We start from the raw sequence: 24505 nt of genomic DNA, 5'->3' as shown, positions 1-24505 counted from the left end.
AAAGGAGATGAAACCTAATAATTCATCTCCTTTCATTAACACACATGAGGACTTTTTTATTGCATAACAAAGGTGGAAAATTATTTAGGCTAAAAGGTTAGTAAAACGCTAATAAGAAAGTTGTGGAGATGAAGAAATTGTAAACAAAAAAAGTCCTGAATTTCTTCAGGACTTCTGTGGGTGAATGATGGGTCTCGAACCCACGACCTCCGGAACCACAATCCGGCGCTCTAACCAACTGAGCTACAATCACCATTTTTCAATTGGACTGCAAATATAAGGGTTTTTTAAATTCGTGCAAAAAAAATTACAAGATTCCTTCAAAATCTTTTATACCCAAATATCCTTTGATCATGAAGCCTTCACCTGCTTCTGTCCCTATTAACATCCCTAAGTCTTTGGCTCTGTATTCGATACTTTCTTGAAAGGTCTTAGAAGAAATAGGTGTATCGGGTTCTTTATTGGAAGGGTCATGAAATTGTGTTTTGAACGCCATGCATGCTTCTTTTTTCTTTTCCAAGTATCCAGTGACATCCAAAATGAAGTCAGGTTTTAAGGGAAACCATTGGATATAATGAAAAATATGTTTGGGCCTCCAAGCTTCTTGACCGGTTTCAATTCGTTTTAAGCCTGATAAAAATGCTGCTTTTTCAACCAATTCACCACCTTTTCCATGGTCAATATGACGATCTTCTATCGCATTGCATAAAATAATGTCTGGACGATATTTTCTGATGACTTCAATTAATTTCAATTGATGCGTTTCGTCGTGGTTAAAAAAACCATCGCGAAATTCTACATTCTCTCGAAATGCTACTCCCAAAATATTGGCAGCATCTGATGCTTCTTGGTTTCGAATTTCTGCTGAACCTCTTGTCCCCAATTCTCCACGAGTTAGATCAACAATACCAACTTTTTTGCCTTCTGCAACCATTTTGGCAACAGTTGCCCCACAACCTAATTCTACATCATCTGGATGCGCTCCTATGGCTAAAATATCTACTTTCATATTGTTTTAATTAAAAGGAGTAGAGAGGCTCGTTTGGTCTAGTTTAATCTTTTTCAATCCATTTGGTGATTTTCTTGCTATCTGGATTGGTGATGGAATAGAAGTAATCTTCCAAAGTTCCATCCTCATTGATCAAATACTTTTGAAAATTCCATTTTACAGATGAATTCTTTTTCCCGTTCAAATCTTTTTGAGTTAAGAACTGATAAATAGGAGCAATGCTATCTCCTTTTACCGAAATTTTGCTCATCATTGGAAAAGTAACACCATAATTGATTTTGCAGAATTCTGCTATTTCTTCATTACTTCCCGGATCTTGTTGGCCAAAATCATTGGAAGGAAATCCGATAATGACGAAATTATCATCTTTGTAATCTTGGTATAATTTTTCCAATCCGTCAAATTGTGGAGTAAATCCACATTTGGAGGCCGTATTGACAATCAAGATTTTTTTTCCTTTTAGCGAAGCGAAATCAAATTCGTCTCCAGAAATATCTTCTACTTTATAGTCGTAAATCGTTTTCATCTTTTCGGTTTTTTGTGCAGTGCAACCCATCATGAGAAGGAAACATACTGCAAGGTTTAGAAACTTCATCTTTGGTTATTTTTTCTTTTTAAGTGCTTTGAATTTCTTATCTCGAAGATACGAAATAATCGTTAGAATCAGCATCAAAGATGCAGCAACGTAAATCCAATTTGGAATTGGAATTGAATCTCCTGCCGCATACGTATGCAATCCAGATAAATAATAATTCACTCCGAAATACGTCATCACAATCGTCCAAATTGCCCACATAGTAGCCATGTTGAATACCCATTTCCCTCTCAAACCTGGAACCAAACGTAAGTGTAAGACAATGGCGTAAACAATTACCGAAATGAATGCCCAAGTTTCTTTTGGATCCCAGCTCCAATATCTTCCCCAACTTTCGTTGGCCCACATACCTCCTAAAAACGTTCCGATGGTTAAGGTCAACATCCCAATGGTTAAGGACATTTCGCTTACAATCGTCATTTCTTGAATCGAAAGTTTGATTTTTTTCGTTGGTTTGATACACAACAAGACCAAGACTATGACTCCAATTACCATCGACAAGGCAAAAAATCCGTAACTAGAACAAATGATTCCAACGTGGATCATCAACCAATAGGATTTTAATACAGGAACCAAAGGTGTTATTTGTGGGTCAAGCATCGAACCTCCATGCGCAAATCCCATCATGATCATGGCTACTATTGCTCCAGAAGCTGGAATGAATGCGTTTCGGTTTCGGTACATAATCGCTCCTCCCAATACTCCAATCGAGGAAATAAAGATAATTGCTTCATAACCATTACTCCAAGGTGCATGACCCGATAAATACCATCTAATTCCTAATCCGATGAAATGAATTAGCAATGCTACTAAGACCAAATAAAACAAGCCTAGAATGACTTTATGGATGATGCTTTTGGAATTATAATTTCCTAATACTTCTATGAATGAGAAAAGAATCAATAATCCACCAAGCATCGAATAAATAATCATCAACCAGAAGAAAATGTTGATTTTATTGTAGGTAATTTCCATGTTTACTTTGGAAGCTGGAGGAAGAACATTTTTTCCCCATTCTTTTTGATAATCAGAAATTGCTTGCAATGATTTATTAGCATTGTCCCAATTTTTGGTTTGGATAGCTGATTTAATATCGTTGAAATATTTGGTGATCAACTCAAATGCGATCGGATCAATTTCAATGGCCGATTCTGGAGTGCTATAAATCCAACTTGTCCAAGTTTCTCCTGGATCATTTTTGATAGGAATTACTTTTAAATAATATCCGTACACAATGTTGTTGAAGATGTTGAAACGTTCGGTAACATTGATGATTTCTAAATCAGATTTGGATTGATCGGCCGCACGTTTTGAAAATGCTTCATTGTAGCGTTGATCCAATTTGAATTGGCCCGTTTCAGGATCCACTAAATTCATATAGGAAGTATATCCTTTTTCGTTGACTTTCAATTCGGCCATTAATTGATCTCCGGCAGTATTGGCAACTTTGATCAAAGGTTGATTGGCCCAGAAAGCTGGATCAATTTGCATGGATAAGAACAATTGTTCCGCACTTATTTTAGTTCCATTTTCAAGTGTGTACGAATCCTTTTTGTGGATTTTACGAATCATATCCAACGCATGCGTATTCATTGGTTTGATACGACCTTCGAAATCTTGGACTAAAATTCGAGCAAAAGCATCCAAATGGTCTTGGTCAAATTCAACGAAATTTTCCAAGGTTCCAGGTTGAGCAAATTGTGCCGAAGGTTGAACTTCTTTATGCGGATGAGCAACCGAATCTTGCGTATTTACAGAAGTTGAATTTGGATTGGAAATGGAATCTTGCGCTACACTCAATCCGCCTAGCAAGAAAAATGGAAGTAAAACCAAACTTTTCTTTTTGTTCAATTCGGTTAATTGCGCATTCAATTTCCAGAAATGCGTTCCTTTCCAGAAAAGTGTCGCAAATAAACCGAAGAATAATAAGAAATATCCGATGTAGGTAATATTTGTTCCCCACCAATCCGCGTTAACTGATAGGATTGTTCCTCCTTCATCTGGGAAATAACTCGATTGAAAAAAACGATATCCGCGGTAATCCATCACATTGTTCATGTAAATATGATGTGGAGTTTCTTTTCCTTGATCAATAACGGTAATTTCACTTTCATACGAAGATGGATTCATAGAACCAGGATAACGATCCAGAATAAAGTCATCACAACGAATCGAAAATGGAGTATGGATGAATTTCGATCCAAATCCAAGTGAAACACCCAAACCATTGATGGAAGTGTTTTTGCTAAACGAAGTTAATCCTCGTCCACCAATGATGGTCAAGGTGTCGCGTTCTGAACCTGAACTCAATTCTACCACAATTGCACCAGGTAATTCTTTTTCTTCTGGTTTTGTTTTATCGCCTTTGTAGTAAACAACTCTTCCTTGAAATGCAGGTTGAGGAATGATGATGTTGGTATTGTTAATAGTGTAAAGTGTACGGTAATTTAATTCTTGAACTTTGTTCAATTCCAAATTACCCGATTGTTCTTTTAACAAAGCAGAATCGGTTACCACACCCATTTGTTGACCCGTCATAGTCATATATTGTCCTTCAAATGGGGATTTGATATGTAATTTTCCTTCTAAATCCAATAATTGAACAGATCCTTCAATTGGATTGTTATAACTCACCATGGTTCCGTTCACATTTCGGATTTCACCGTCACCTATGAATTCGCTTTCGCGACCCTCTTTGCCCATGGTTACAATTTCCAACATTTTTTTGCCGGAATTGGTTCGTTCAATGGAATCTTTTGCTAAAGGAATATAATCAAGCGTTTTAAGCGTCAAAATTTTGTCTCCAAAAGCATAATCTTGTTTGTATGTGCGTTTGAATGGCCATGGAGTATCCTTTGCATTGAAATGAGACATCATGTACTCATTTTTGTCATAACGCAAGGCACGTTCCTTGTCATTGATTTCAACTTTGAAATAGGTGCGTTCGCTGATGATTTCATTGGTAGTTTCGCCTTCACGAATTGGCATTTGACCTTCAAAACTGATGTATCTTGTGATAGCTCCTCCAATAAAAATGAAAATAAAGGAAAGGTGAAAGATCAAAACAGGCCATTTGTCTTTTCTCAGCAATCGATAGCGCGCAATATTGGCAACGAAAAGAATAATTAACCAAAGCATTAATACTTCAAACCATTTGGCTTCGTAAATCAAGGTTTTGGCAGTTGGTGTGTCATAATCATTTTCCACAAAGGTCGCAATCGCCATTGCAATGGCATAAATGAACAATAAAACTGTCATTGTGCGGGTTGAGAAAAAAAACTTTTCAATTTTCGTCATTAGATCTTACTATTAAACCAACAAAAATAAGTCATGCACAATGATTTAATGTTAAGCCGCATGTGATTTTTGTTATAAGCGTATAGATTATTCTAATTTAAACCAATTCTAATTAAAGAAAATAATCAAGTATGGTTTCATGGTTTTTATTTACCTTTTGTCCGTTTTTATTAAGCAATTCAATTAACACATCGAAATTTACATGGAAACAAATCAAACAAAGACCAATTATCCAGCATTATACACATTAATTGTGGTGTTTTTCTTTTGGGGATTTATTGCGGCTGGTAACAGTATTTTCATTCCTTTTTGTAAGCATTATTTTGATTTGGATCAATTTCAATCCCAATTGGTCGATTTTGCATTTTACACGGCTTACTACGTTGGTGCATTGTTGTTATTCATTTTTAGTTCCATGTCAGGAAGAGATTTGGTAACCAAATGGGGCTATAAAAAAAGTATAGTATACGGATTGTTGTTTTCTGCCTTGGGAGCTGGAGCGATGATTTTGGCAGTTGAGGTCAATACCTATTTAGGCATGTTGATTGGATTGTTTATCGTTGCACTCGGATTTTCTTTGCAGCAAACAGCTGCTAATCCTTTTGCGATTTTATTAGGTGATCCCAAAACTGGCGCCAACCGAATCAATCTGGGAGGAGGAATCAATTCCTTTGGAACCACCATTGGACCTTTGATTGTGGCGTTTGCATTATTTGGAACAACTACCGCAGTTTCCGATTCTGATATTGCCGGATTGCCGTTGAACAAAGTCGTCTATTTATATGCTGGAGTCGGATTGTTATTTGTGGCAGCAGCAGCTTTGTTTTATTTTTCGAAAAAAGTACCAGCTGGGATTTCCAATGAACCCATTGAAAAGGCCAACAAAGCCATTCGTTTATTGGTTATCATGACCTTTTTGTTGGGCGTTACATTTGCTCCCGTATTTAGTAGTTACAAAAGCGAGGAAGCCTTGAAAATAGAAGCACTGCAAGCTGACTTAAAAAACACACAAGAAACTAGTGAAATTGCTCTGATTAAATCCGAAATAGAAGAAATCCTACATCCATTGGAACAAAAACGTATGATGTGGTTGGGTGGCGCTTTATTGGTAGTGCTTGGAGGATTGTCTTTTGCAGGAATTCAAGCCAAACGCAAATCGGATGGTTGGGGAGCAATGCAATATCCGCAATTGATCTTGGGTATGATTGCCATATTTATTTACGTAGGAGTGGAAGTCGCGATTGGAAGTAACCTTGGAGATTTACTGCAACAACCAGAATTTGGCGGATTTTCGTCTTCTGAAATTGCACCCTATATTTCCATGTATTGGGGAAGTTTGATGATTGGTCGTTGGGCAGGAGCAGTATCTGCTTTTAGTTTGATGGGTGCCAAGAAAACCTTGTTATTGATAGCTTTGCCAATTTTGGCATTTTGTTTAATTATTGGAGTGAATACGGTTGCAGGAAATAATATGCAAACCTTGTATTATTATATATTCTGTGTTTTCTTACAAATCATTATGTTCTTCATTGCTAAAGATCGTCCAGTGATGACTTTGTTGGTGTTCAGTATATTTGGAGCATCAGCTATGGTTGTTGGTTTGATGACTTCAGGAATGACGGCTGTGTATGCCTTTTTGGCTGGGGGATTGGCTTGTAGTATTATTTGGTCCTCCATATTTTCCTTGGCTTTGATGGGATTGGGGAAATATACAGCGCAAGGATCTGCATTTTTGGTCATGATGATTTTGGGCGGTGGAATTATTCCTCCGATTCAAGGGAAATTAGCCGATATAATTGGAATTCATAATTCCTACATCATTCCTTTGTTATGTTTCGTTTATTTGGCTGTATTTGCCGTTTTGGTAAAATCCATTTTAAGAAAACAAGGAATCAATGTAGATGAAGCAGAAACTGCAGCATCAGCACATTAAAAATTCAATAAAAATTAAAAAGATAAGTTTGGGAGGTTGTTTGTAATTTTGTTGCAAATAAACTCCCAATGCGTTTTAGCTCAACCATTTTTTTTCTTGCTCTAAGTACAACATTGTTTGCTCAATTTGGCCGTGTCAATATCAACGTATACGATGATTTTACGAAAAAGCCTATCGAAGCAATGGTTACGGTATTGAATGATGACCGTTATTTTGAAGGAAATGGAAATGTCCAAATCGATAGTTTGGTTCAGGAAACCTATAGCTTTGAAATTTCAGCAATAGGATACTCATCGGGTTATTTGGATGATATTCAAATTTTGCCCAATCAAAACCTTAGTTATTCCATCGGATTGTATGCACAAACAGAAGAATTAAATGAATTGATTTTGGTCAAACAAACCTATAAGAAAACGCCTGAAAGTCCTATTTCACTCCGAAATATTTCCAGTGAAGAAGTTCAAAAAGCTGCAGGTTCTAATCGTGATGTTTCCAAAGCGATTTTAAGTTTTCCAGGTGTTGGATCAACAGCAACTTTTCGAAACGATTTGTTCATCAGAGGAGGAGCTTCCAGCGAAAATAAGTTTTATGTGGATGGAATAGAAGTTCCCGTTATCAATCATTTTCAAACCCAAGGTGCGAGTGGTGGTCCACGAGGAATTTTGGCCGTTGATTTTATTCAAGATGTAGATTTTTATAGTGGTGCATTTCCTGCGAAACGAAATGGTGCCTTGTCTTCTCTATTTGAATTTAATTTGAAACAAGCGAGGAAAGATAAAATCGGTTTCAAAGCGGTTTTAGGAACCGATGATTTTCAATTAATGGCCGATGGACCTTTGAGCAAAGATCAATCTTGGACAGGTTTGTTTTCCGTAAGAAAATCGAATTTACAGTATTTGTTTAACGCAATAGGTTTGCCATTCTTGCCTTCTTATTACGATGCAAATTTCAAAGTTTCGAAAAAGTTTCGTTCGGGAGATGAATTGTATTTCATCGGAATTGGCGCGATCGATAAATTTGAATTCAACGAAGAAGCAGAGCCAACTTTAAGCAATTTAACCTTGATTGAACGTTTGCCCAATTCGCCTCAATGGAATTATACGTTGGGAGCAGGATACAAACACTTAGTGGGCAATGGAAGTTGGTTGTTTACCTATGGACAAAATAGATTGGACAATCAAGCAATCAAATACTATCGAAACATTGAAAAACCAGACAATTTGTTGTTGGATTATCATTCGCAAGAAATTGAAAACAAAATACGTGTAGATCGCAATTTGAGATGGGTAAATTATCAGGTTTCATTTGGAGGGAATTTGAATTTCGCCAAATATAAAAATGAATCCACCATTCGATCTGTGACTCAAAATACGATTGCGTATGATCAGTTGGATGTCAATCAAGATATAGCACAATATGGAATTTATGCACAGACAGCTAGGAAATTCTGGCAAGATAAATTGCAAGTTTCGTTAGGTTTACGTTTTGATGGTTCCGATTATTCATCCAATACCAATAATCCATTGGAGCAATTTTCACCAAGATTGTCCTTGAATTACAAGTTTTCACCTAGTTGGAGCTTCAATTTTAATACAGGAATTTACCATCAATTGCCGGCTTATACAGCACTCGGATTTCAACTAGACAATGAATTGGTGAATGAAAAAACATTGAAATACATTCAAAATTCTCAGTTGGTAGCGGGAGTGGAATACAATGGGAAAAACAATTTGAGAATTACCGTAGAAGGTTATTACAAACACTATCAGAATTATCCGTTCTCTTTGCGAAATCAAGTGAGTTTAGCAAATTTAGGAGGTGATTTTGGTGTTGTAGGAAATGAACCTTTGGATGCTCGAGGAAAGGGGGAATCCTATGGAGTGGAAATTTTGATGCAAAAAAGAACAACCAATGATTTTTACGGAATCATGGCGTATACATTTGGCTACTCTAAATTCTCAAATTCAGAAGGAGAATTGATTCCATCAGCTTGGGATTCCCGCCATATTTTGACCTTATCTGCTGGGAAATATTTCAAACGAAATTGGAATTTGGGAGCAAGATTTCGTATGCAAAGTGGCATTCCTGAAACTCCTTTTGATTTAGACAGAAGTGCGCAGGTTTCGATTTGGAATATATCCAATGGTCCGATTCAAAATAATGCAGAATTGAATAGCTTAAGAGGAAATTTGTCTCATCAATTGGATATTCGAGTTGAAAAGAAATGGGCGTTCAAAAAATGGCAATTGACAGCGTATCTGGATTTGGTGAATGCCTACGGATCTAAAAATCCAAGTGCTTTACCTGTGGTGAATTTGCAGCGCGATGAAAACAATTTGCCAATCATTTCCAATCCAGAAGCACCTTTGGAAGAACAATCTTATTTATTGGAAATTGGGGAACAAGACCGAAATACAATCTTGCCTTATTTTGGGTTGATATTTGAATTTTAATCTTGGAGGAAATGTCGAATTTGATTTCGACAACTAGAGCAAAATTCGGTTACTTCATCGACGGTTGAAACTTTTCCATTGGCATCGCGCATCACACAGGTTTCGGAATTTTTGCAATGAGGCAATCCCAAAGTATGTCCAAATTCGTGCGTTACCACTTTGGCTAATCTTTCTTGTTTGTGCTTTTCATTTTTTGCTCCTCTGAATGTTCGGTGTGTAGATACAATACATGATTTTCCAGGTCGATAGGCTAGACCCATAATTCCCCAATCTTCATGTTTTCCAATGGTGGTAGAAATATCATGTGTCGTCAGTCCGATTACTTTTTGGGTTGAATATTCCTCTTTTAGATGTTTGATGAGTTTGTCAGCACGATATCTATTTCTTGGTGCATAAAAGGTTTCCTTTGGTAAATTGGATGGAATCAAATGAATGGTGTCAATCTTGAAGTTTTCTTGAAGTGTTTGTATGGAAGACGAAACATAATCTTCAGGAACTTTCTCAAAATTTACCATCGTAATCTCTAAACCTTTTTGTTCATTGATTGATTTGCATTGGAGAAAAAAGAAAGATACAATGATCATTATAAGGATTCGCATGAAGAAGTTGTTTTGGGTAAAACGAATATATTTTAATATCCGTATTTACCTTTCCATTTTCGATGCAAATTTTCTTTGTCGGCTTGTTCTCTTGCGTTCAGCCCTGGTTCGTACAAAGTGGTTCCCGATAATTCGGAAGGTAAAAATTCTTGGTTCACGAAATTGTTTTCGTAGGAATGAGCATATTTATATTCCTTGCCATAATCCAAATCTTTCATCAATTTACTTGGAGCATTTCGCAAATGAAGCGGAACGGGTAAATCGCCAGTTTGTCTAACCAATTGTTGAGCTTTTCCAATGGCTTCATAGGTGGAATTGCTTTTTGGTGAATTTGCTAAATAAACGGCACATTGACTTAAAATAATTCGTGCTTCTGGATACCCAATTGTGGTAACAGCTTGGAAGGAATTGTTGGCAATCACTAAAGCAGTTGGATTGGCGTTTCCAATATCTTCTGATGCTAAAATTAGCAACCTTCTCGCGATAAATTTCAAATCTTCACCACCTTCAATCATTCGAGCCAACCAATAGACTGCTCCATTGGGATCAGAACCACGTATGGATTTGATAAAGGCTGAAATGATGTCATAATGCATTTCGCCCGATTTATCATAAAGGGAAAGATTTTGCTGAATGGATTGCGTGATTAATTCATTGGTTAAACTGATTTTCCCGTCTCCTGCACTATTGATAACGAGTTCCAAACCATTTAAAAGTTTTCTAGCATCTCCTCCCGAAAAGCGTAATAGAGCTTCGGTTTCTTTGATTTCAACCTTTTTTTTGGATAGGGTCTCATCTTCCTTTAGAGCTCGCTCAATCAATTCATCTAAATCCTTTCTTTCTAAAGATTTCAAGGTATAGACTTGACATCTCGACAATAGTGCGGGAACCACTTCGAAACTTGGATTTTCCGTCGTAGCACCAATGAGGGTAATCCATCCTTTTTCAACGGCACCGAGCAAACTATCTTGTTGGGTTTTGTTGAATCTGTGGATTTCGTCGATGAATAGAATTGGAGATTGCTCTCCTGAAAATAAATTTTGATTTTTTGCCTTTTCAATGATTTCACGAACTTCTTTCACGCCAGAATTAATCGCACTTAATTCAAAGAAGGAACGATTGGATAATTCTGAGATTAGTTGAGCTAAAGTTGTTTTTCCAGTACCAGGAGGTCCCCAGAAAATCATGGACGCAATATGACCTGTTTTTAGCATGATGCGAATAGGAGAGTTCTCACCAACCAAGTGTTTTTGATTGATGAATTCTTCTAAAGTTTTGGGGCGCATTCTTTCTGCTAATGGGGAATTCATTTTTACGAATATTTGAAGTCAAAATTAAGGAATTATGGCCAATAAAAAACCCCGCGTCTGCGGGGTTCTTATTAAATTCTATGTTATAAATGAGATTAGTTAACGTCCCACCAAAGTTTAACATTGATTTCATCTGCTCCACCCATTGCCTGAACTGCATCATTGTAGTTGTTGGCATTGGTGTTCAATTCAGATTGAGGATATCTTACACGATAAGGAATATCGGTAGCGATAACATTTCCTGACATCATTGGAACAAATACATATGGATCACCATTTAATTCGTTTCCAGTTCCACCAGGTAATAATAAGATATCACCGTCTGGGTATCCAGTTCTTCTATATTCACACCATGCTTCTTGTGGTTGCATGTACAATGCGATATATTTCTGAGTGATTACATGTTCCATGTTAGCAGCAGGTAAATTTGCTACGTATGCATCGATAGCACTTGGAGCAACACCCCATTTTTCCATAGATGCTCTTACACCAGCTTCATAGTTAGATTGGCTCCAATTATTAACTTCTGATAATAAGAATTCTACTTCAGAATACTCCATTAAAACTTCACCATAAGTTGGAGAAAGGATTTCAGCAGATACAAAAGAAGTTAAACCAACAACACCATTGTCAGCAACTCTACCAGCTGGTAGACCATAAGGCATTCCTTTGTATTGAGACAAATCTGAAGTTTCAGAATAGTTACCACTTGTTACATCTGCAGGTTCAACTCCAATTGGGGCAGCCATTTTTTGTAATCTTGGATCTACACCATAATCTCCAGACTCACCTTTCAATAAATTGATGAATTCACTATTGGTTGCAAAGTCTGTTCTATTGTCCACAAAGAATGTTTGCCAGAATGGGCTCGCTTCTGTTGAAGAAGAATAGAATGAATGAACTGCGTTATCTGCATTGGAAGTAAATACTCCACTTGCAATAGCATCATTGATGTGTGAATTTGCTTCTGGATAAACTGATTTAATTCTGTTTGCAATTCTCAATCGCAATGAATTAGCAAATTTTTTCCATTTAACAGCATCACCTCCATAAATGTTATCTCCAGAAGTAAATACAGGCTCGCTTGTATTGAATTGCTCACTTGCCTCTTTTAATTCTTTCAGAATATCTGCATAAACTTTTGATTGAGGAGCATACTTTGGTTGAAGGTACTCATCAATTTGCAATGCTTGAAAATCTGGATCTGTTGTTCCGTAAGACCAATAAGGAATATCACCAAAGTGACTTGCTAATTGATCAAACATGTACGCAAGCATTACTCTACTCGCAGCAATTTGGTTGTCCAAATTACCATAAGCCGCCATTTGAACCGAAGTTTCTGGATTTTCACAAAAATCGATGATTGATTTCAAGTTTTGTGTTTGGCGATAAATAATGTTCCAACCATTTGTAGTTTGAGTTTCTCTATATTGATAAGAATCCTCTTCGGTATAAGCCAATTGGGCAGAATACTGCATCCAAGGAAGCGTCATTCTAGCAGACCACCAACCATCACGTGTATTGTCTACAAACATTCTGTTGGCTTCGCTAAAAATCATATTGGTAGGAACTACCTCTGGAAAATTTAAATCTGTGTTGATTTCTTCCAGATTTTCTGTACAAGCATTAAGTCCTAATAGACCTAATCCCATAATTCCTATTATGAATTTATTTTTTATAGTTTTCATAAATCTGTTTATTAAAATTGTAATCTAACATTCATACCGATTGATCTTACTGGCGGTAAGTTACCTCCTTCAAGACCTTGGATATTTCCACTACCTGTTGAAGACATTTCTGGATCAAAATTGTCATTATCCAATCCCCAAGTCAACAAGTTTCTACCATATACTGATAATTGAACACCGCTAAATGGTCCAGTCATTCTTTGTGGGAAAGAGTAAGTTAATGTTACCTCTCTCAATTTGAAATAATCTGCATCAAATACGTTTTGAGCTGTAGGACCAGAATAGTAATGTGCAAAATAATCTGGAGCATCAACGTTGGTTGAATTTGGAGCTGTATTGGTTACTGTATAAGTGCCATTGGTTGCGAAATCAGAAAAATCAACAGTTCCAGTTACACCATCAACTACAAGTCCATTTTCACGAATTCCGTTTGCAGCAGTTTCTGCTAACATACCACTATACATTCCCCACATGTTGGAAGTAGAAAAATATTTTCCTCCTTTTTGCATGTCAATCAAAGCACTTAAGCTTAAATTTTTATAAGAGAATGTGTTTCTCAATCCCATGTTGTAATCTGGTAATACAGAACCTAAGTTAGTAGTTGGAGTTCTTAAATACAATCCATTTGCACCTACTACTTTATTACCTGCTTCGTCATAAACGAAATCAGATCCTCTAATTTGACCCCATTTCTCACCTTTTACAGCAGCGATTTGAGCTACGAAAGGAGCACTTCCTAATACAACTGTTTGTAATCCTTCATTTAAGTCGATTACCATGTTGTCATTTTTCGCAAAGTTCCAAGTCAACGCCCATTCAAAATCATTTGTTCTAACAGGGATTAACGTAACCAAAGCCTCAATACCCTTGTTTTCCATTGATCCAGAATTCAAGTTTTTAGTTGTAAATCCTGTTGCTGGAGAAACTGGTACAGCCATGATCAAATCTTCTGTTAATTTTTCATAATAAGTTACGTCAAACATCAAACGTTTTTTGAACATCGATGCTTCGATACCAACTTCCCATGTTGAAATTAACTCTGGTTTCAAGAAAGGATTTTTCTTGTTTGCTTGGTTTGAGAATCCTGGAGTACCTCCAAAAATTCCTGGGTCACCAGCAATATACGTATTGATTAACTCATTTGGATTAGTATCATTACGAACTTCTCCCCATCCTCCACGGATTTTACCGAAATTTAAGATATCATTCTGTGGCATTAACTGAGAAAATACAAATGATCCCGATACAGAAGGATAGAAGTAAGAATTATTATCTGATGGTAATGTTGATGACCAGTCATTACGTCCCGTAACATCCACAAATAACATGTCTTTGAATCCTAATGAAATTCCTCCGAAAATACTATTTACACGTTTTTTGTATTTTCTATTTAAAACTGTTGGAGCTTCTAAACTGTTTCCAAGGTTATACAAATTCGGAACGATTAATCCACCATTTGTATTGGCTTGCATATTTTCATTGTCTTGGTTTCTTCTATTAACCCCAACAAAAGAGTTTACGCTGAAATCACCCCATGTTCTATCGAAGTGTAAACGACCTTCGTAGTTCATCTCTGTGAAATTAAATTCAGATACTGCGTATCCAGATTGAGCTTGTGATCCAATTGCAACTTGTGAGTTGATATCAAATGAATAAGTATCACCATACACACTTCCAATTGCATACAATCCTTTCATGAATTCGTATTTCAATTTCACGTTTCCATAAAAACGATCTCTGGTATCAGTTGACGTATTTTCGTAAACTGTCCAATATGGGTTGTCAGAATATTGAGGTAAAGCATTGTTCCAAGCTCTTCTGTTCCAAGTTCTTTGCTCACCTGTGCTTAATTTATAGTCTTTTAATACGTTGTAATCCAATTGTCTTTGCCCCCACTGGAACATTTTCTGGATAACACTATTGTCACCATATCCAACTTCTGGTCTGTTGAAACCAACTGTGCTGATATAGTTTAATTCTGCAGAAGCAGTTAATTTATCGCTAAATTTATTGTCAACAGATAAGTTAACAGTTGTTCTTTCTAATTCAGAATTTGGAACAATCCCTTTTTGAGCAACATTTGATAAGGATAAACGAGCCGATGTGTTTTCATATGATTTTCCAAATGCAACACTATTTGTAAACGTTAAACCACTTCTGAAGAAGTCTTTAGCGTCAGCTTGTGGAGCAACCCATGGAACTGGTCTTAAATAATCATTTGCGAATTCTGGGTCAAATGCATTCCAAGGCAATACGTAAGTGTTTGGATCGTATTTAGGACCCCAAGACTCATCCATTGCATAATGAACTAAATTATAAGTAGTTCCATTGATGTTTGCAGTTTGGAATGTATCACCATAACCACCACCATATGAATTTTGCAAATCAGGGAACAATGAGATCGCATCTACTGAGAATCCAGTGTTGAAAACGATTTCATCTCTACCTTTTTTAGCATTTTTTGTGGTAATCATAATCACCCCATTTGCACCTCTTGAACCATACAATGCCGCAGCTGGTCCTCCTTTCAAAACGTTGATTGACTCAATGTCATCTGGGTTGATGTCATACGCCATATCTCCATAGTCGCGTCCACCTGCACCACGTTGAGCGGTAGTCGTGTTGAAGTTGGAATTGTTCATTGGAATTCCGTCGATAACAATCAATGGTCTGTTTTCTTGTGTTAAAGACGTAACCCCTCTCATCGTAATTCTAGTAGAACCACCTAAGTTTGAAGAAGGATTCACGATGTTAACACCCGCTACATTACCTGATAAAGCATTCAAAGGATTTGATACTCTTGAAGCAGATAACATGTCGCCATCCACTTTCTGAGCAGAATACCCCAAAGCTTTTTCATCTCTTGTAATACCCAATGCCGTTACGACAGCACCTTCTAATTCGATGGAACCTCCCGCACGCAATGTTGCGTTGTAGGTGTTACTAGCCCCAACCGTTACAGTAACAACATCCATCCCAAGCGATTCAATGAAGAGTGTGTCTCCTTCACTTGCTTGAATTGAATATTTACCATCATCATCCGTGTACACTTCTTCTCCTGAGGAAGATCTTACGACCACATCTGGAAGAGCGAACCCGTTAGCGTCAGTTACAGTTCCTGTAACTGATTTTTCTTGCGCCATCAAAATTCCTCCGAAAAGGATTCCAAATAGCACAAGTAAACCTCTTAACTTTGTACTCATTTTGTTAAAGAATTTAATGTTTTATGAAGCTAAATTAACATTAAATTAATAGATATGCATTATGTTTAAGTGTTAATTTTTGATTTGAACCCATGAAAAAGCAATTAATTCTCAATGTGATAGAGGCTGGATGCGACGAAGCAGGCCGTGGATGCTTGGCTGGGCCCGTATTTGCAGCCGCAGTTGTTCTTGGTGAAAAATTCGACAATTCCTTAATTAACGACTCAAAAAAATTGACAGAATCCACGCGAAATACTTTGCGAAAATATATTGAAGAGCATGCAGAATATTGGGCAGTAGCTCAAGTTTCGGCTCAGGAAATTGATACGATAAATATTTTAAAAGCGAGCATTTTGGCAATGCATCGAGCGATAGATCAATTGGGTATTTTACCAGAACATATAATCGTCGATGGAAATCGATTCAAACCCTATCAATCTATTCCGCATACTTGTGTGGTTAAAGGAGATGCGAAATTTTTTAACATTGCAGCTGCTTCTATTTTGGCGAAAACGTATCGTGATGAATACATGGAGAAAATCCATCAAGAATATCCAACCTATAATTGGTCCAAAAATAAGGGGTATCCGACAACCGAACATCGATTGGCGATTTCAGAAATTGGAACGACCATTCACCATCGTATGTCCTTTAAATTGTTGCCAACACAACTAAAGTTAGATATTTAAACTTCGGTGATTCTGACCTCTTTCGGGACTAAAATTTCATAATTTCCACCATTTCGTAAGACATCTCGTACAATGCTGGAAGATATGTAGGCTTTCCCCGATGAGGTTAACAAAAAGACTGTTTCAATATCTTGTTTCGTAATCGCTCTATTGGTGTGTGCAATGGCTTTTTCGAATTCGAAATCCGCTGGGTTACGTAGTCCTCTAAGGATAAATGCTGCTCCAACTTTTTTACAATAATCCACCGTTAATCCTTCGTAAATATCTACTTCCACATTGGGGAATTTTTTCAAAGAATCTTCGATCCATTTTTTTCGCTGTTCCAATGAAAACATATAATTCTTTTGTGAATTTTGTCCAATGGCAACAATGATTTTGTCAAATAAAGGAACTGCTCGTTCGATGATATCATAATGACCTATTGTGATAGGGTCAAATGACCCAGGAAATACGGCTATTCGTTCCATAATGTCTTTCTATTTAAGGCAACTTGAATTTCGCTATCAAATAAATCCATTAAGTCAATATTTGCATAAGCAGCTTGTTGAGGAAATATACTTGCTGGTGAAAAACCAGGTAAAGTATTCATTTCTAAAAAATGTGGAATTCCATTCACAATGATATATTCCGAGCGCGAAATTCCTGTCATTTGCAAACAATCATAGGCTTTTTTCGAAATTTCTTCTACACGAATTCTAGTTTCTTCATCCAATCTTGCTGGCGTGATTTCTTCCGAAGCGCCCAAATATTTCGCTTCGTAATCGAAAAATTCGTTTTGACTGATGATTTCTGTAATTCCTACTACAGTGGTTTGACCATTCATGCCTAAAACACCTACAGAAACTTCCGTTCCTTCCAAGAAAGATTCAATCAAAACTTCTGGATCTTCATGAAATGCTTTTTCCAACGCTTGTTCAAATTCGTCAGGAGACTTAACTTTAGAAATCCCTAAACTCGAACCCGATTGATTGGGCTTGACGAAACAAGGCAATCCAACAACCTCCAGAATTTCTTCTTTATTGTAAGGTAAATCTTGACGGATGTATACCGATTTCGCATGAGGGATTCCATATTTGTCCAAGACGGCAATGCAATCTTTTTTATTAAATGTTAAAGCAGATTGATACATGGAACAACCTGTAAAGGGCATTCCAATCAGTTGCCAATAGGCTTGCATAAATCCATCTTCACCTGGCGTTCCGTGGATGATGTTGACAACGCAGTCAAAGGTTTCTTTCCTTCCGTCTTTTTCAAAACTAAAGTCTTCTTTGTTGATGGGGAATTTTTCTCCCTCAATCTCCGCATACCATCCTTCTTTTAGTATACGAACTCTAGTAGCTTTGTATTTTTCAGGATTGATACTTTGGTAAACCAATTCGCAACTTTTTAGCGAAACCACATATTCGTCTGAATATCCACCTGCGACGACTGCAATATGTAACATTGAATTGAAATTTAAGTCAAAGATAGTATCATTTCCATTTTTGAAGGTAATTTTCATCTGTTTAATTCAAGCAAAATTGAAATTTTTATAAGTAGCTTGGATATTTTAAAAAATTAGGCAAAAAAAATTATGTAAGTTTGCTCATTAATTGGTTGCAAGATTTTTTGGTTAAATTTTTGTAACTAAAATTTTAAAATTAAGCGAGTGAAATTCTTTAGAGCATTAACGAAATGGCAATTTTGGGCAAGTATTGTTTTAATGGCGCTTGCAGTTTATGGTCTTTACCATTTTACCTTCCGAGTATTTTTGAATTCCTATACCAATCATAATGAGGTAATGGAAATACCCGATTTATCTCAAATGAACATAAAGGAAGCTATCAAAACATTGGAAGATTTAAATCTTACCTATGAAATAGATAGTGTGAAATTTGATTCTACCAAAGCTCCTTTTGCGATTTTGGATTATTATCCACAAAAAGGATTTAAAGTAAAAGAAGGTAGAAGAATTTTTATCAAGTCCAATCCTCGTACTTGGTTGCCAGTTGAATTACCCGATATTATTGGAAAGTCAAAACGATTGGCTTTTACACAATTAAAATTATCGGGCTTAGAAGTAGGTGATACTATCTATGAGCCAGACATTGCAAAAGACGCAGTATTGCGTGTGATGTTCCAAGGAAAACAAATCACCAGCAAAACCATATTGCCAAGATTTGCCCGAGTAGATGTTGTGTTAGGAAAAGGTTTGGAGTATGGAGTAAAAATGGAAAACCTAATTGGCATGGGGCTAGATCAAGCAAGATCCACTATTGTTGCCAATCAATTTGAAGTAGGTCGATTGGTCGTTGAGGAGTCGGTTTCCGATAGTTCCGTCCTTCGTGTTTTTTATCAATATCCAATTGCTGGTGATAATTACGACCAAGGATTGCCTGTTGATTTGTGGCTTTCTTCCAGAAGTCCAGCTGAATTAGCAATGAGAGTGAAAGATTTAGATCGACAATATCGAAACGACTTAAAAGATTCTGCCGCAATTGCGGAATATGAACGTCAATTGCAACTAAAAGATCGAACTGAATTGTCAACTGATAATACTCCATCAGTGCAAGAATCTCAATTGCCTCCTAAAAATGTTCCGCAAGAACAACCAGAAGGCGTTCAAATAGATTAAGAATATGTCCCATATTGAAAATAGCGAGAACAAACAAGAATGGTTCGAGCAATACTCTTTTGTAGTTAGTGGTGGTCAAGAGCCATTACGCATCGATAAGTTTTTGATGAATTTTATCGAACAAGCTACCCGAAATAAAATTCAGAAATCTGCAGATAATGGATTTATTTTGGTAAATGGATCTCCCGTAAAGTCCAATTATAAAGTAAAACCGGGTGATGAAATAAAAGTTATGCTAGAGGAACCACCTCGTGTCATTGATATTCTTGCTGAAAATATTCCCTTGAACATCGTCTATGAAGATGATTCGGTGGTCGTAATAGATAAAGAACCAGGAATGGTGGTTCATCCTGGACATGGAAACTACAAAGGGACTTTGGTTAATGCCTTGAAATTCCATTTTGACAACCTTCCTTCTATGTCTCAAGATTTGGAACGCCCAGGTTTGGTGCACCGAATTGATAAAGATACAAGCGGACTTTTGGTAGTCGCCAAAACCGAACAAGCGATGCAGTCCTTAACCGCTCAATTCAAAGCCAGAACGACAGATCGATTATACGATGCATTGGTTTGGGGTAGTTTGGAAGAAGATAAAGGGACGATTGAAGGTCATATTGGACGACATTTAAAAGACCGCATGCAGATGGCTGTTTTTCCAGAAGGTGATCAAGGTAAACCTGCTATAACGCATTATGCGGTTAAGGAGAGGTTTCTATATGTAACTTTGGTAGAATGTAAATTAGAGACGGGTCGTACGCATCAAATTCGTGCACACTTCAAACATTTAGGTCATCCTTTGTTCAATGATGATCGATACGGTGGAAATTCAATTCTAAAAGGAACTACTTTTACCAAATACAAACAATTTGTCGAAAATTGTTTCAAAACTTGTCCTCGTCAAGCACTTCATGCCAAAACTTTAGGATTTGATCATCCAGTTTCTGGAGAAAGAATGAATTTCGAATCGCCAATGCCAAATGATATGGTGGAATTGTTGGAGAAGTGGCGAAACTATTCGAAGCATTCCAAAGACGATCCCAATATGGATCAAGAAATCGATAAAAGTGGAAATGAAAATTGGTAGAAATCATTAGAAATTTTGATTTTGAGAAGAATTAGTCCAAAAGAATTAAGAATTGTTTTTGCATTTTATTCTCTTGGATTGATCTATCTGATGCTGTTTGGTTTTGGTCGAATGGCCGATGATTTCAAGCAAATTCAACTCATTCCCTTTAAAACCATTGGCGATTTTATCTTCCTTCAAAACGGATTTTACCATTTTTTTATCAATATCATTTGCAACATTGTTTTATTCATTCCATTCGGATTTTTAGGGCTAATTTCCCCTAAACTTCAATCCTTAAAGTGGAACCTAATTTACTTTTGGATAGGTTTGATTCTAATGGAATTTCTTCAGTATATCACGGGTCGAGGAATTGCCGATGTCGATGATTTCATACTGAATTCAATTGGAGTAATTCTGGGAAATTTTCTGATGAGATCGAAATTCTTTCAAGCTCAGATTTTTAAATTTCCTCAAGACTAATTTCCCCTTTGGATTCTATTCCTAAAAAGAAGATTTTTTCGTAAATTCGCATCTCCTTAAAAATTAAGGAAATCAAACGAATTAGGAATTCATCAAAAGCGATTCTGGTAATTGTTTTTGAGATTTGGAACGATACGAAATGAGCAAGAATTTTAAAGAATACAAACAACTTGATTTAGTTCAATTAGCAAATGATGTTTTAAATGATTGGCAAGCAAACCAAACATTTGAAAAGAGTGTGAGCACACGTGAAGGCCAAGAAAACTACGTTTTTTACGAAGGACCTCCTTCTGCAAACGGACTTCCGGGTATTCACCACGTGATGGCGAGAGCAATCAAAGATATTTTTTGTCGTTATCAAACCCTAAAAGGAAAACAAGTTCACCGTAAAGCCGGTTGGGACACGCACGGACTTCCAGTGGAATTAGGTGTGGAAAAAGAATTGGGGATTACCAAAGAAGATATCGGAAAGAAAATCACGATCGAAGAATACAACAAAGCTTGTCGCGAAGCCGTGATGCGCTATACCGATATTTGGAACGATTTAACCCAAAAAATGGGGTATTGGGTCGATTTGAAAGATCCCTACATCACCTACGAACCCAAATATATGGAATCGGTTTGGTGGTTGTTGAAACAGATTTACGACAAAGATTTGTTGTACAAAGGTTACACCATTCAACCTTATTCACCAAAAGCAGGAACCGGTCTTTCTTCCCACGAATTGAACCAACCTGGAACCTACCGCGATGTGACCGATACATCAATAGTTGCTTGTTTCAAAGCCATCAAAGATTCATCTGATTTCTTGAAAGGAATCGAGGGCGATGTCTATTTCTTGGCTTGGACGACTACTCCTTGGACCTTGCCATCAAATACTGCTTTGACCGTTGGTCCAAAAATCGATTATGTTTTAGTCGAAACGTTCAACCAATATACCTTCCGTCCACAGAAAGTCATTTTGGCAAAAGCTTTATTGAATTCTGTATTTGGGAAAACTTATTTTGAATCAGCGGAAGAAACCGATTTCGAAAACTTCAAAGAAGGTGACAAAAAAATTCCTTACCGAATTTTAGAAGCCTATCAAGGTTCTGATTTGGTAGGAATCAAATACGAACAATTATTGCCTTGGGCATTGCCATATGAAGATGCAGACAAAGCATTTCAAGTGATCGATGGAGATTTCGTGACCACAGAAGACGGAACCGGAATCGTTCACACTGCACCAACTTTTGGTGCGGATGATGCCAAAGTAGCCAAAGAACACGGAATTCCGCCGATGTTGGTATTGGACGAAAATGAAAACCCTGTTCCATTGGTGGATTTGCAAGGAAAATTCATTGCATCTCTTCCAGATGGCTACGGTGGAAAATACGTAATAAACGAATATTACAATGAAGGTGAAGCGCCTGAACGTTCAATTGACGTGGAAATTGCGATTCATTTGAAAGAAATGAACCAAGCCTTCAAAGTTGAAAAATACAAGCACAGTTATCCGCATTGTTGGAGAACCGATAAGCCGATTTTATACTATCCGTTGGATTCTTGGTTCATCAAAATCACGTCGGTTCGTGATCGAATGAGTGAATTGAACAAAGAAATCAATTGGAAACCAAAAGCAACTGGAGAAGGTCGTTTCGGGAATTGGTTGGATAACGCCAACGATTGGAATTTGTCACGTTCTCGTTATTGGGGAATTCCTTTGCCAATTTGGCGTACAGACCCTTCGACAAGCTCAGGGACCTCGGAAGAAATCATCATCGGTTCAGTAGAAGAATTGATGAACGAAATCCAAAAAGCAATCAATGCGGGTGTAATGACCCAAAATCCATTTGAAGGATTTGAAGTAGGCAATATGTCGGAAGAAAACTATGCGAAAATCGATTTGCATAAAAACATCGTGGACCAAATCACCCTGGTGTCAGCTTCGGGTAAACCGATGAAACGTGAAGCCGATTTGATTGATGTTTGGTTTGATTCGGGTGCAATGCCATATGCACAATTCCATTATCCGTTCGAAAACAAAGATTGGATTGATTCTGGAGCAAAATTCCCAGCAGATTTCATCGCAGAAGGAGTCGATCAAACACGCGGATGGTTCTATACGTTGCACGCAATCGGAACCTTGGTTTTTGATCAAATCGCTTATAAAAATGTGGTTTCCAATGGATTGGTGTTGGATAAAAACGGACAAAAAATGTCCAAACGTTTAGGAAATGCGGTGGATCCATTCGAAACATTGGCAACCTATGGTCCTGACGCAACGCGTTGGTATATGATTTCCAATGCACAACCTTGGGAAAACCTGAAATTTGATTTAGCGGGTGTCGATGAAGTTCGTCGTAAATTCTTCGGAACCCTTTACAATACCTATTCTTTCTTCGCTTTGTACGCCAACGTAGATGGATTCAAATACGAAGAAGCAGAGATTCCAGTGAATGAAAGAGCGGAATTAGACCGTTGGATTTTATCGGAATTGAATACCTTGATCAAAAAAGTAGATGAATTCTATTCTGATTACGAACCAACTCGTGCGGCAAGAGCGATTCAAGATTTCGTGATCGACAATTTATCAAACTGGCACATCCGTTTGAGTAGAAGACGTTTCTGGAAAGGCGAATATGCAAAAGACAAAATTTCGGCTTACCAAACTTTGTATACTGTGTTGGAAAAAGTTGCCATTATTTCAGCGCCAATCGCTCCGTTCTTTATGGATCGTTTGTACAAAGATTTGAATGCAGCAACAGGAAAAGATGCGGCAGAATCTGTGCATTTAGCATTTTATCCGAAAGTCGATGAATCCTTGATCGATTCCGAATTGGAAATCAGAACCCAATTGGCGCAACAAGCAACTTCCATGATTTTATCTTTGCGTAAAGGAGCGGATTTAAAAGTTCGTCAACCTTTGCAAAAAGTGATCATTCCGGTTTTGGATAACCAAATGAAAGAACGTTTGGAGTCAGTTTCGGAATTGTTGAAACAAGAAGTCAATGTCAAGGAAATTCAATTGTTGACCAACGAAGAAGCTTCGCATTTATTGGTGAAAAGCATCAAACCCAACTTCAAAACTTTGGGTCCAAAGCACGGCCAAGATATGAAAGCAATTTCGGCTGCAACCGCGAAATTGACCAATGATGATATCTTAAAATTGGAAACTGACGGGAAATTGGAATTGGATTTGGGTACGAAAAATGTCGAATTGGAATTGGAAGATTTCGAAATTGCCACTTCCGACATCCCAGGCTGGTTGGTTACTTCTAATGGAAATTTAACCGTTGCTTTGGATATTACTTTGACCGAAGAATTGAAATCCGAAGGTTTGGCAAGAGAATTGGTCAACCGAATCCAAAATTTGCGCAAGGAAACTGGTTTGGAATTGACCGACAAAATTAAATTGTTTGTGAAAAAAGATGAACAATTAGAAAATGCAATAAATCAAAATAAAGATTATATTTGTTCGGAAACGCTTACGGAGCAGCTTTTAATCGAAGCTGATATTCAGGGCGGAACGAAAATAGAATTAGATGGATTAGAAACCGAAATTTCGATTTCAAAAATTTAAAAAAACT

Annotated in this window: 16 protein-coding genes and 1 tRNA gene; 7 read left to right on the top strand and 10 right to left on the bottom strand. The window is 37.1% G+C overall.

Features of this window, described 5'->3' with window-relative positions; all coding sequences use genetic code 11:
* Nucleotides 1-178 precede the first annotated feature (178 nt).
* The 4 genes from ABID46_RS02115 to ABID46_RS02100 all read right to left on the bottom strand — a co-directional run bounded on the left by ABID46_RS02115 (nt 179) and on the right by ABID46_RS02100 (nt 4862).
* Nucleotides 179-254, bottom strand: a tRNA-His gene (locus ABID46_RS02115).
* A 53-nt stretch (nt 255-307) separates the two neighbouring features.
* Nucleotides 308-1009 carry a bacillithiol biosynthesis deacetylase BshB1 gene (bshB1, locus tag ABID46_RS02110; RefSeq protein ID WP_354506512.1) on the bottom strand — a complete coding sequence of 234 codons (702 nt, stop codon included), beginning with the start codon at nt 1007-1009 and terminating at the stop codon, nt 308-310.
* 43 nt (nt 1010-1052) lie between these two features.
* The gene (locus tag ABID46_RS02105) at nt 1053-1604 is read right to left on the bottom strand and encodes a glutathione peroxidase (RefSeq protein WP_435529313.1); all 552 of its coding nucleotides are present in this window, start codon (nt 1602-1604) and stop codon (nt 1053-1055) included.
* Between the two features lie 6 nt (nt 1605-1610).
* Entirely contained in the window at nt 1611-4862 is a 3252-nt protein-coding gene (locus ABID46_RS02100; protein ID WP_354506509.1) for a cytochrome c biogenesis protein CcsA, read from the bottom strand.
* A gap of 241 nt (nt 4863-5103) precedes the next feature.
* Between ABID46_RS02100 and ABID46_RS02095 the strand changes: the two genes are divergently transcribed.
* On the top strand, nt 5104-6834 hold the full coding sequence (locus ABID46_RS02095; RefSeq protein ID WP_354506506.1) for an MFS transporter: 1731 nt from the start codon (nt 5104-5106) through the stop codon (nt 6832-6834).
* A gap of 68 nt (nt 6835-6902) precedes the next feature.
* Nucleotides 6903-9287, top strand: coding sequence for a TonB-dependent receptor (locus tag ABID46_RS02090; RefSeq protein ID WP_354506503.1), 2385 nt, complete (start codon nt 6903-6905; stop codon nt 9285-9287).
* Here ABID46_RS02090 and ABID46_RS02085 read toward each other — a convergent pair.
* The 4 genes from ABID46_RS02085 to ABID46_RS02070 all read right to left on the bottom strand — a co-directional run bounded on the left by ABID46_RS02085 (nt 9284) and on the right by ABID46_RS02070 (nt 16087).
* The gene (locus ABID46_RS02085; protein ID WP_354506501.1) at nt 9284-9886 is read right to left on the bottom strand and encodes a zinc-dependent metalloprotease family protein; all 603 of its coding nucleotides are present in this window, start codon (nt 9884-9886) and stop codon (nt 9284-9286) included. The two genes, ABID46_RS02090 and ABID46_RS02085, sit on opposite strands and share 4 nt — an antisense overlap.
* Nucleotides 9887-9918: 32 nt before the next feature.
* Entirely contained in the window at nt 9919-11196 is a 1278-nt protein-coding gene (locus ABID46_RS02080; protein ID WP_354506498.1) for a replication-associated recombination protein A, read from the bottom strand.
* A gap of 95 nt (nt 11197-11291) precedes the next feature.
* On the bottom strand, nt 11292-12884 hold the full coding sequence (locus tag ABID46_RS02075; protein ID WP_354506495.1) for a SusD/RagB family nutrient-binding outer membrane lipoprotein: 1593 nt from the start codon (nt 12882-12884) through the stop codon (nt 11292-11294).
* 11 nt (nt 12885-12895) lie between these two features.
* Nucleotides 12896-16087: a SusC/RagA family TonB-linked outer membrane protein gene (locus tag ABID46_RS02070; protein WP_354506492.1), complete on the bottom strand. Its 3192-nt coding sequence runs from the start codon at nt 16085-16087 to the stop codon at nt 12896-12898.
* 92 nt (nt 16088-16179) lie between these two features.
* Here ABID46_RS02070 and rnhB point away from each other — a divergent pair, with 92 nt between their 5' ends.
* On the top strand, nt 16180-16776 hold the full coding sequence (gene rnhB, locus ABID46_RS02065; protein WP_354506489.1) for a ribonuclease HII: 597 nt from the start codon (nt 16180-16182) through the stop codon (nt 16774-16776).
* Here rnhB and coaD read toward each other — a convergent pair.
* Complete coding sequence (gene coaD, locus ABID46_RS02060) at nt 16773-17243, bottom strand: pantetheine-phosphate adenylyltransferase (protein ID WP_354506486.1); 471 nt, start codon at nt 17241-17243, stop codon at nt 16773-16775. The two genes, rnhB and coaD, sit on opposite strands and share 4 nt — an antisense overlap.
* A complete protein-coding gene (locus tag ABID46_RS02055) occupies nt 17231-18220 on the bottom strand; it encodes a D-alanine--D-alanine ligase (RefSeq protein WP_354506483.1) in 990 nt (329 codons plus the stop codon). The genes coaD and ABID46_RS02055 overlap by 13 nt, the downstream gene beginning before the upstream one ends.
* A gap of 204 nt (nt 18221-18424) precedes the next feature.
* Between ABID46_RS02055 and ABID46_RS02050 the strand changes: the two genes are divergently transcribed.
* The 4 genes from ABID46_RS02050 (at nt 18425) to ileS (ending at nt 24498) form a co-directional block, all read left to right on the top strand.
* Nucleotides 18425-19390: a PASTA domain-containing protein gene (locus ABID46_RS02050; RefSeq protein ID WP_354506480.1), complete on the top strand. Its 966-nt coding sequence runs from the start codon at nt 18425-18427 to the stop codon at nt 19388-19390.
* A 4-nt stretch (nt 19391-19394) separates the two neighbouring features.
* Complete coding sequence (locus ABID46_RS02045) at nt 19395-20474, top strand: RluA family pseudouridine synthase (RefSeq protein WP_354506477.1); 1080 nt, start codon at nt 19395-19397, stop codon at nt 20472-20474.
* 21 nt (nt 20475-20495) lie between these two features.
* Nucleotides 20496-20936, top strand: a complete 441-nt coding sequence (locus ABID46_RS02040) for a VanZ family protein (RefSeq protein WP_354506474.1) — start codon at nt 20496-20498, stop codon at nt 20934-20936.
* A gap of 139 nt (nt 20937-21075) precedes the next feature.
* Complete coding sequence (gene ileS, locus ABID46_RS02035; protein ID WP_354506471.1) at nt 21076-24498, top strand: isoleucine--tRNA ligase; 3423 nt, start codon at nt 21076-21078, stop codon at nt 24496-24498.
* Nucleotides 24499-24505: the final 7 nt, after the last annotated feature.

It is taken from the genome of Moheibacter stercoris, from assembly GCF_040545805.1.
GTDB classification, from domain to species: Bacteria; Bacteroidota; Bacteroidia; order Flavobacteriales; family Weeksellaceae; genus Moheibacter; species Moheibacter stercoris.
Note: the sequence above shows the minus strand (reverse complement) of the source record. Positions and strands in the feature narration are given on the sequence as shown.

Coding starts and splice junctions, on each gene's coding strand:
- ABID46_RS02075 (WP_354506495.1), bottom strand. CDS start 12,884: ATGAAAACTATAAAAAATAAATTCATAATAGGAATTATGGGATTAGGT.
- ABID46_RS02100 (WP_354506509.1), bottom strand. CDS start 4,862: ATGACAGTTTTATTGTTCATTTATGCCATTGCAATGGCGATTGCGACC.
- ABID46_RS02085 (WP_354506501.1), bottom strand. CDS start 9,886: ATGCGAATCCTTATAATGATCATTGTATCTTTCTTTTTTCTCCAATGC.
- ABID46_RS02070 (WP_354506492.1), bottom strand. CDS start 16,087: ATGAGTACAAAGTTAAGAGGTTTACTTGTGCTATTTGGAATCCTTTTC.
- ABID46_RS02055 (WP_354506483.1), bottom strand. CDS start 18,220: ATGTTACATATTGCAGTCGTCGCAGGTGGATATTCAGACGAATATGTG.
- coaD (WP_354506486.1), bottom strand. CDS start 17,243: ATGGAACGAATAGCCGTATTTCCTGGGTCATTTGACCCTATCACAATA.
- rnhB (WP_354506489.1), top strand. CDS start 16,180: ATGAAAAAGCAATTAATTCTCAATGTGATAGAGGCTGGATGCGACGAA.
- ABID46_RS02095 (WP_354506506.1), top strand. CDS start 5,104: ATGGAAACAAATCAAACAAAGACCAATTATCCAGCATTATACACATTA.
- ABID46_RS02090 (WP_354506503.1), top strand. CDS start 6,903: ATGCGTTTTAGCTCAACCATTTTTTTTCTTGCTCTAAGTACAACATTG.
- ABID46_RS02105 (WP_435529313.1), bottom strand. CDS start 1,604: ATGAAGTTTCTAAACCTTGCAGTATGTTTCCTTCTCATGATGGGTTGC.
- bshB1 (WP_354506512.1), bottom strand. CDS start 1,009: ATGAAAGTAGATATTTTAGCCATAGGAGCGCATCCAGATGATGTAGAA.
- ileS (WP_354506471.1), top strand. CDS start 21,076: ATGAGCAAGAATTTTAAAGAATACAAACAACTTGATTTAGTTCAATTA.
- ABID46_RS02045 (WP_354506477.1), top strand. CDS start 19,395: ATGTCCCATATTGAAAATAGCGAGAACAAACAAGAATGGTTCGAGCAA.
- ABID46_RS02080 (WP_354506498.1), bottom strand. CDS start 11,196: ATGAATTCCCCATTAGCAGAAAGAATGCGCCCCAAAACTTTAGAAGAA.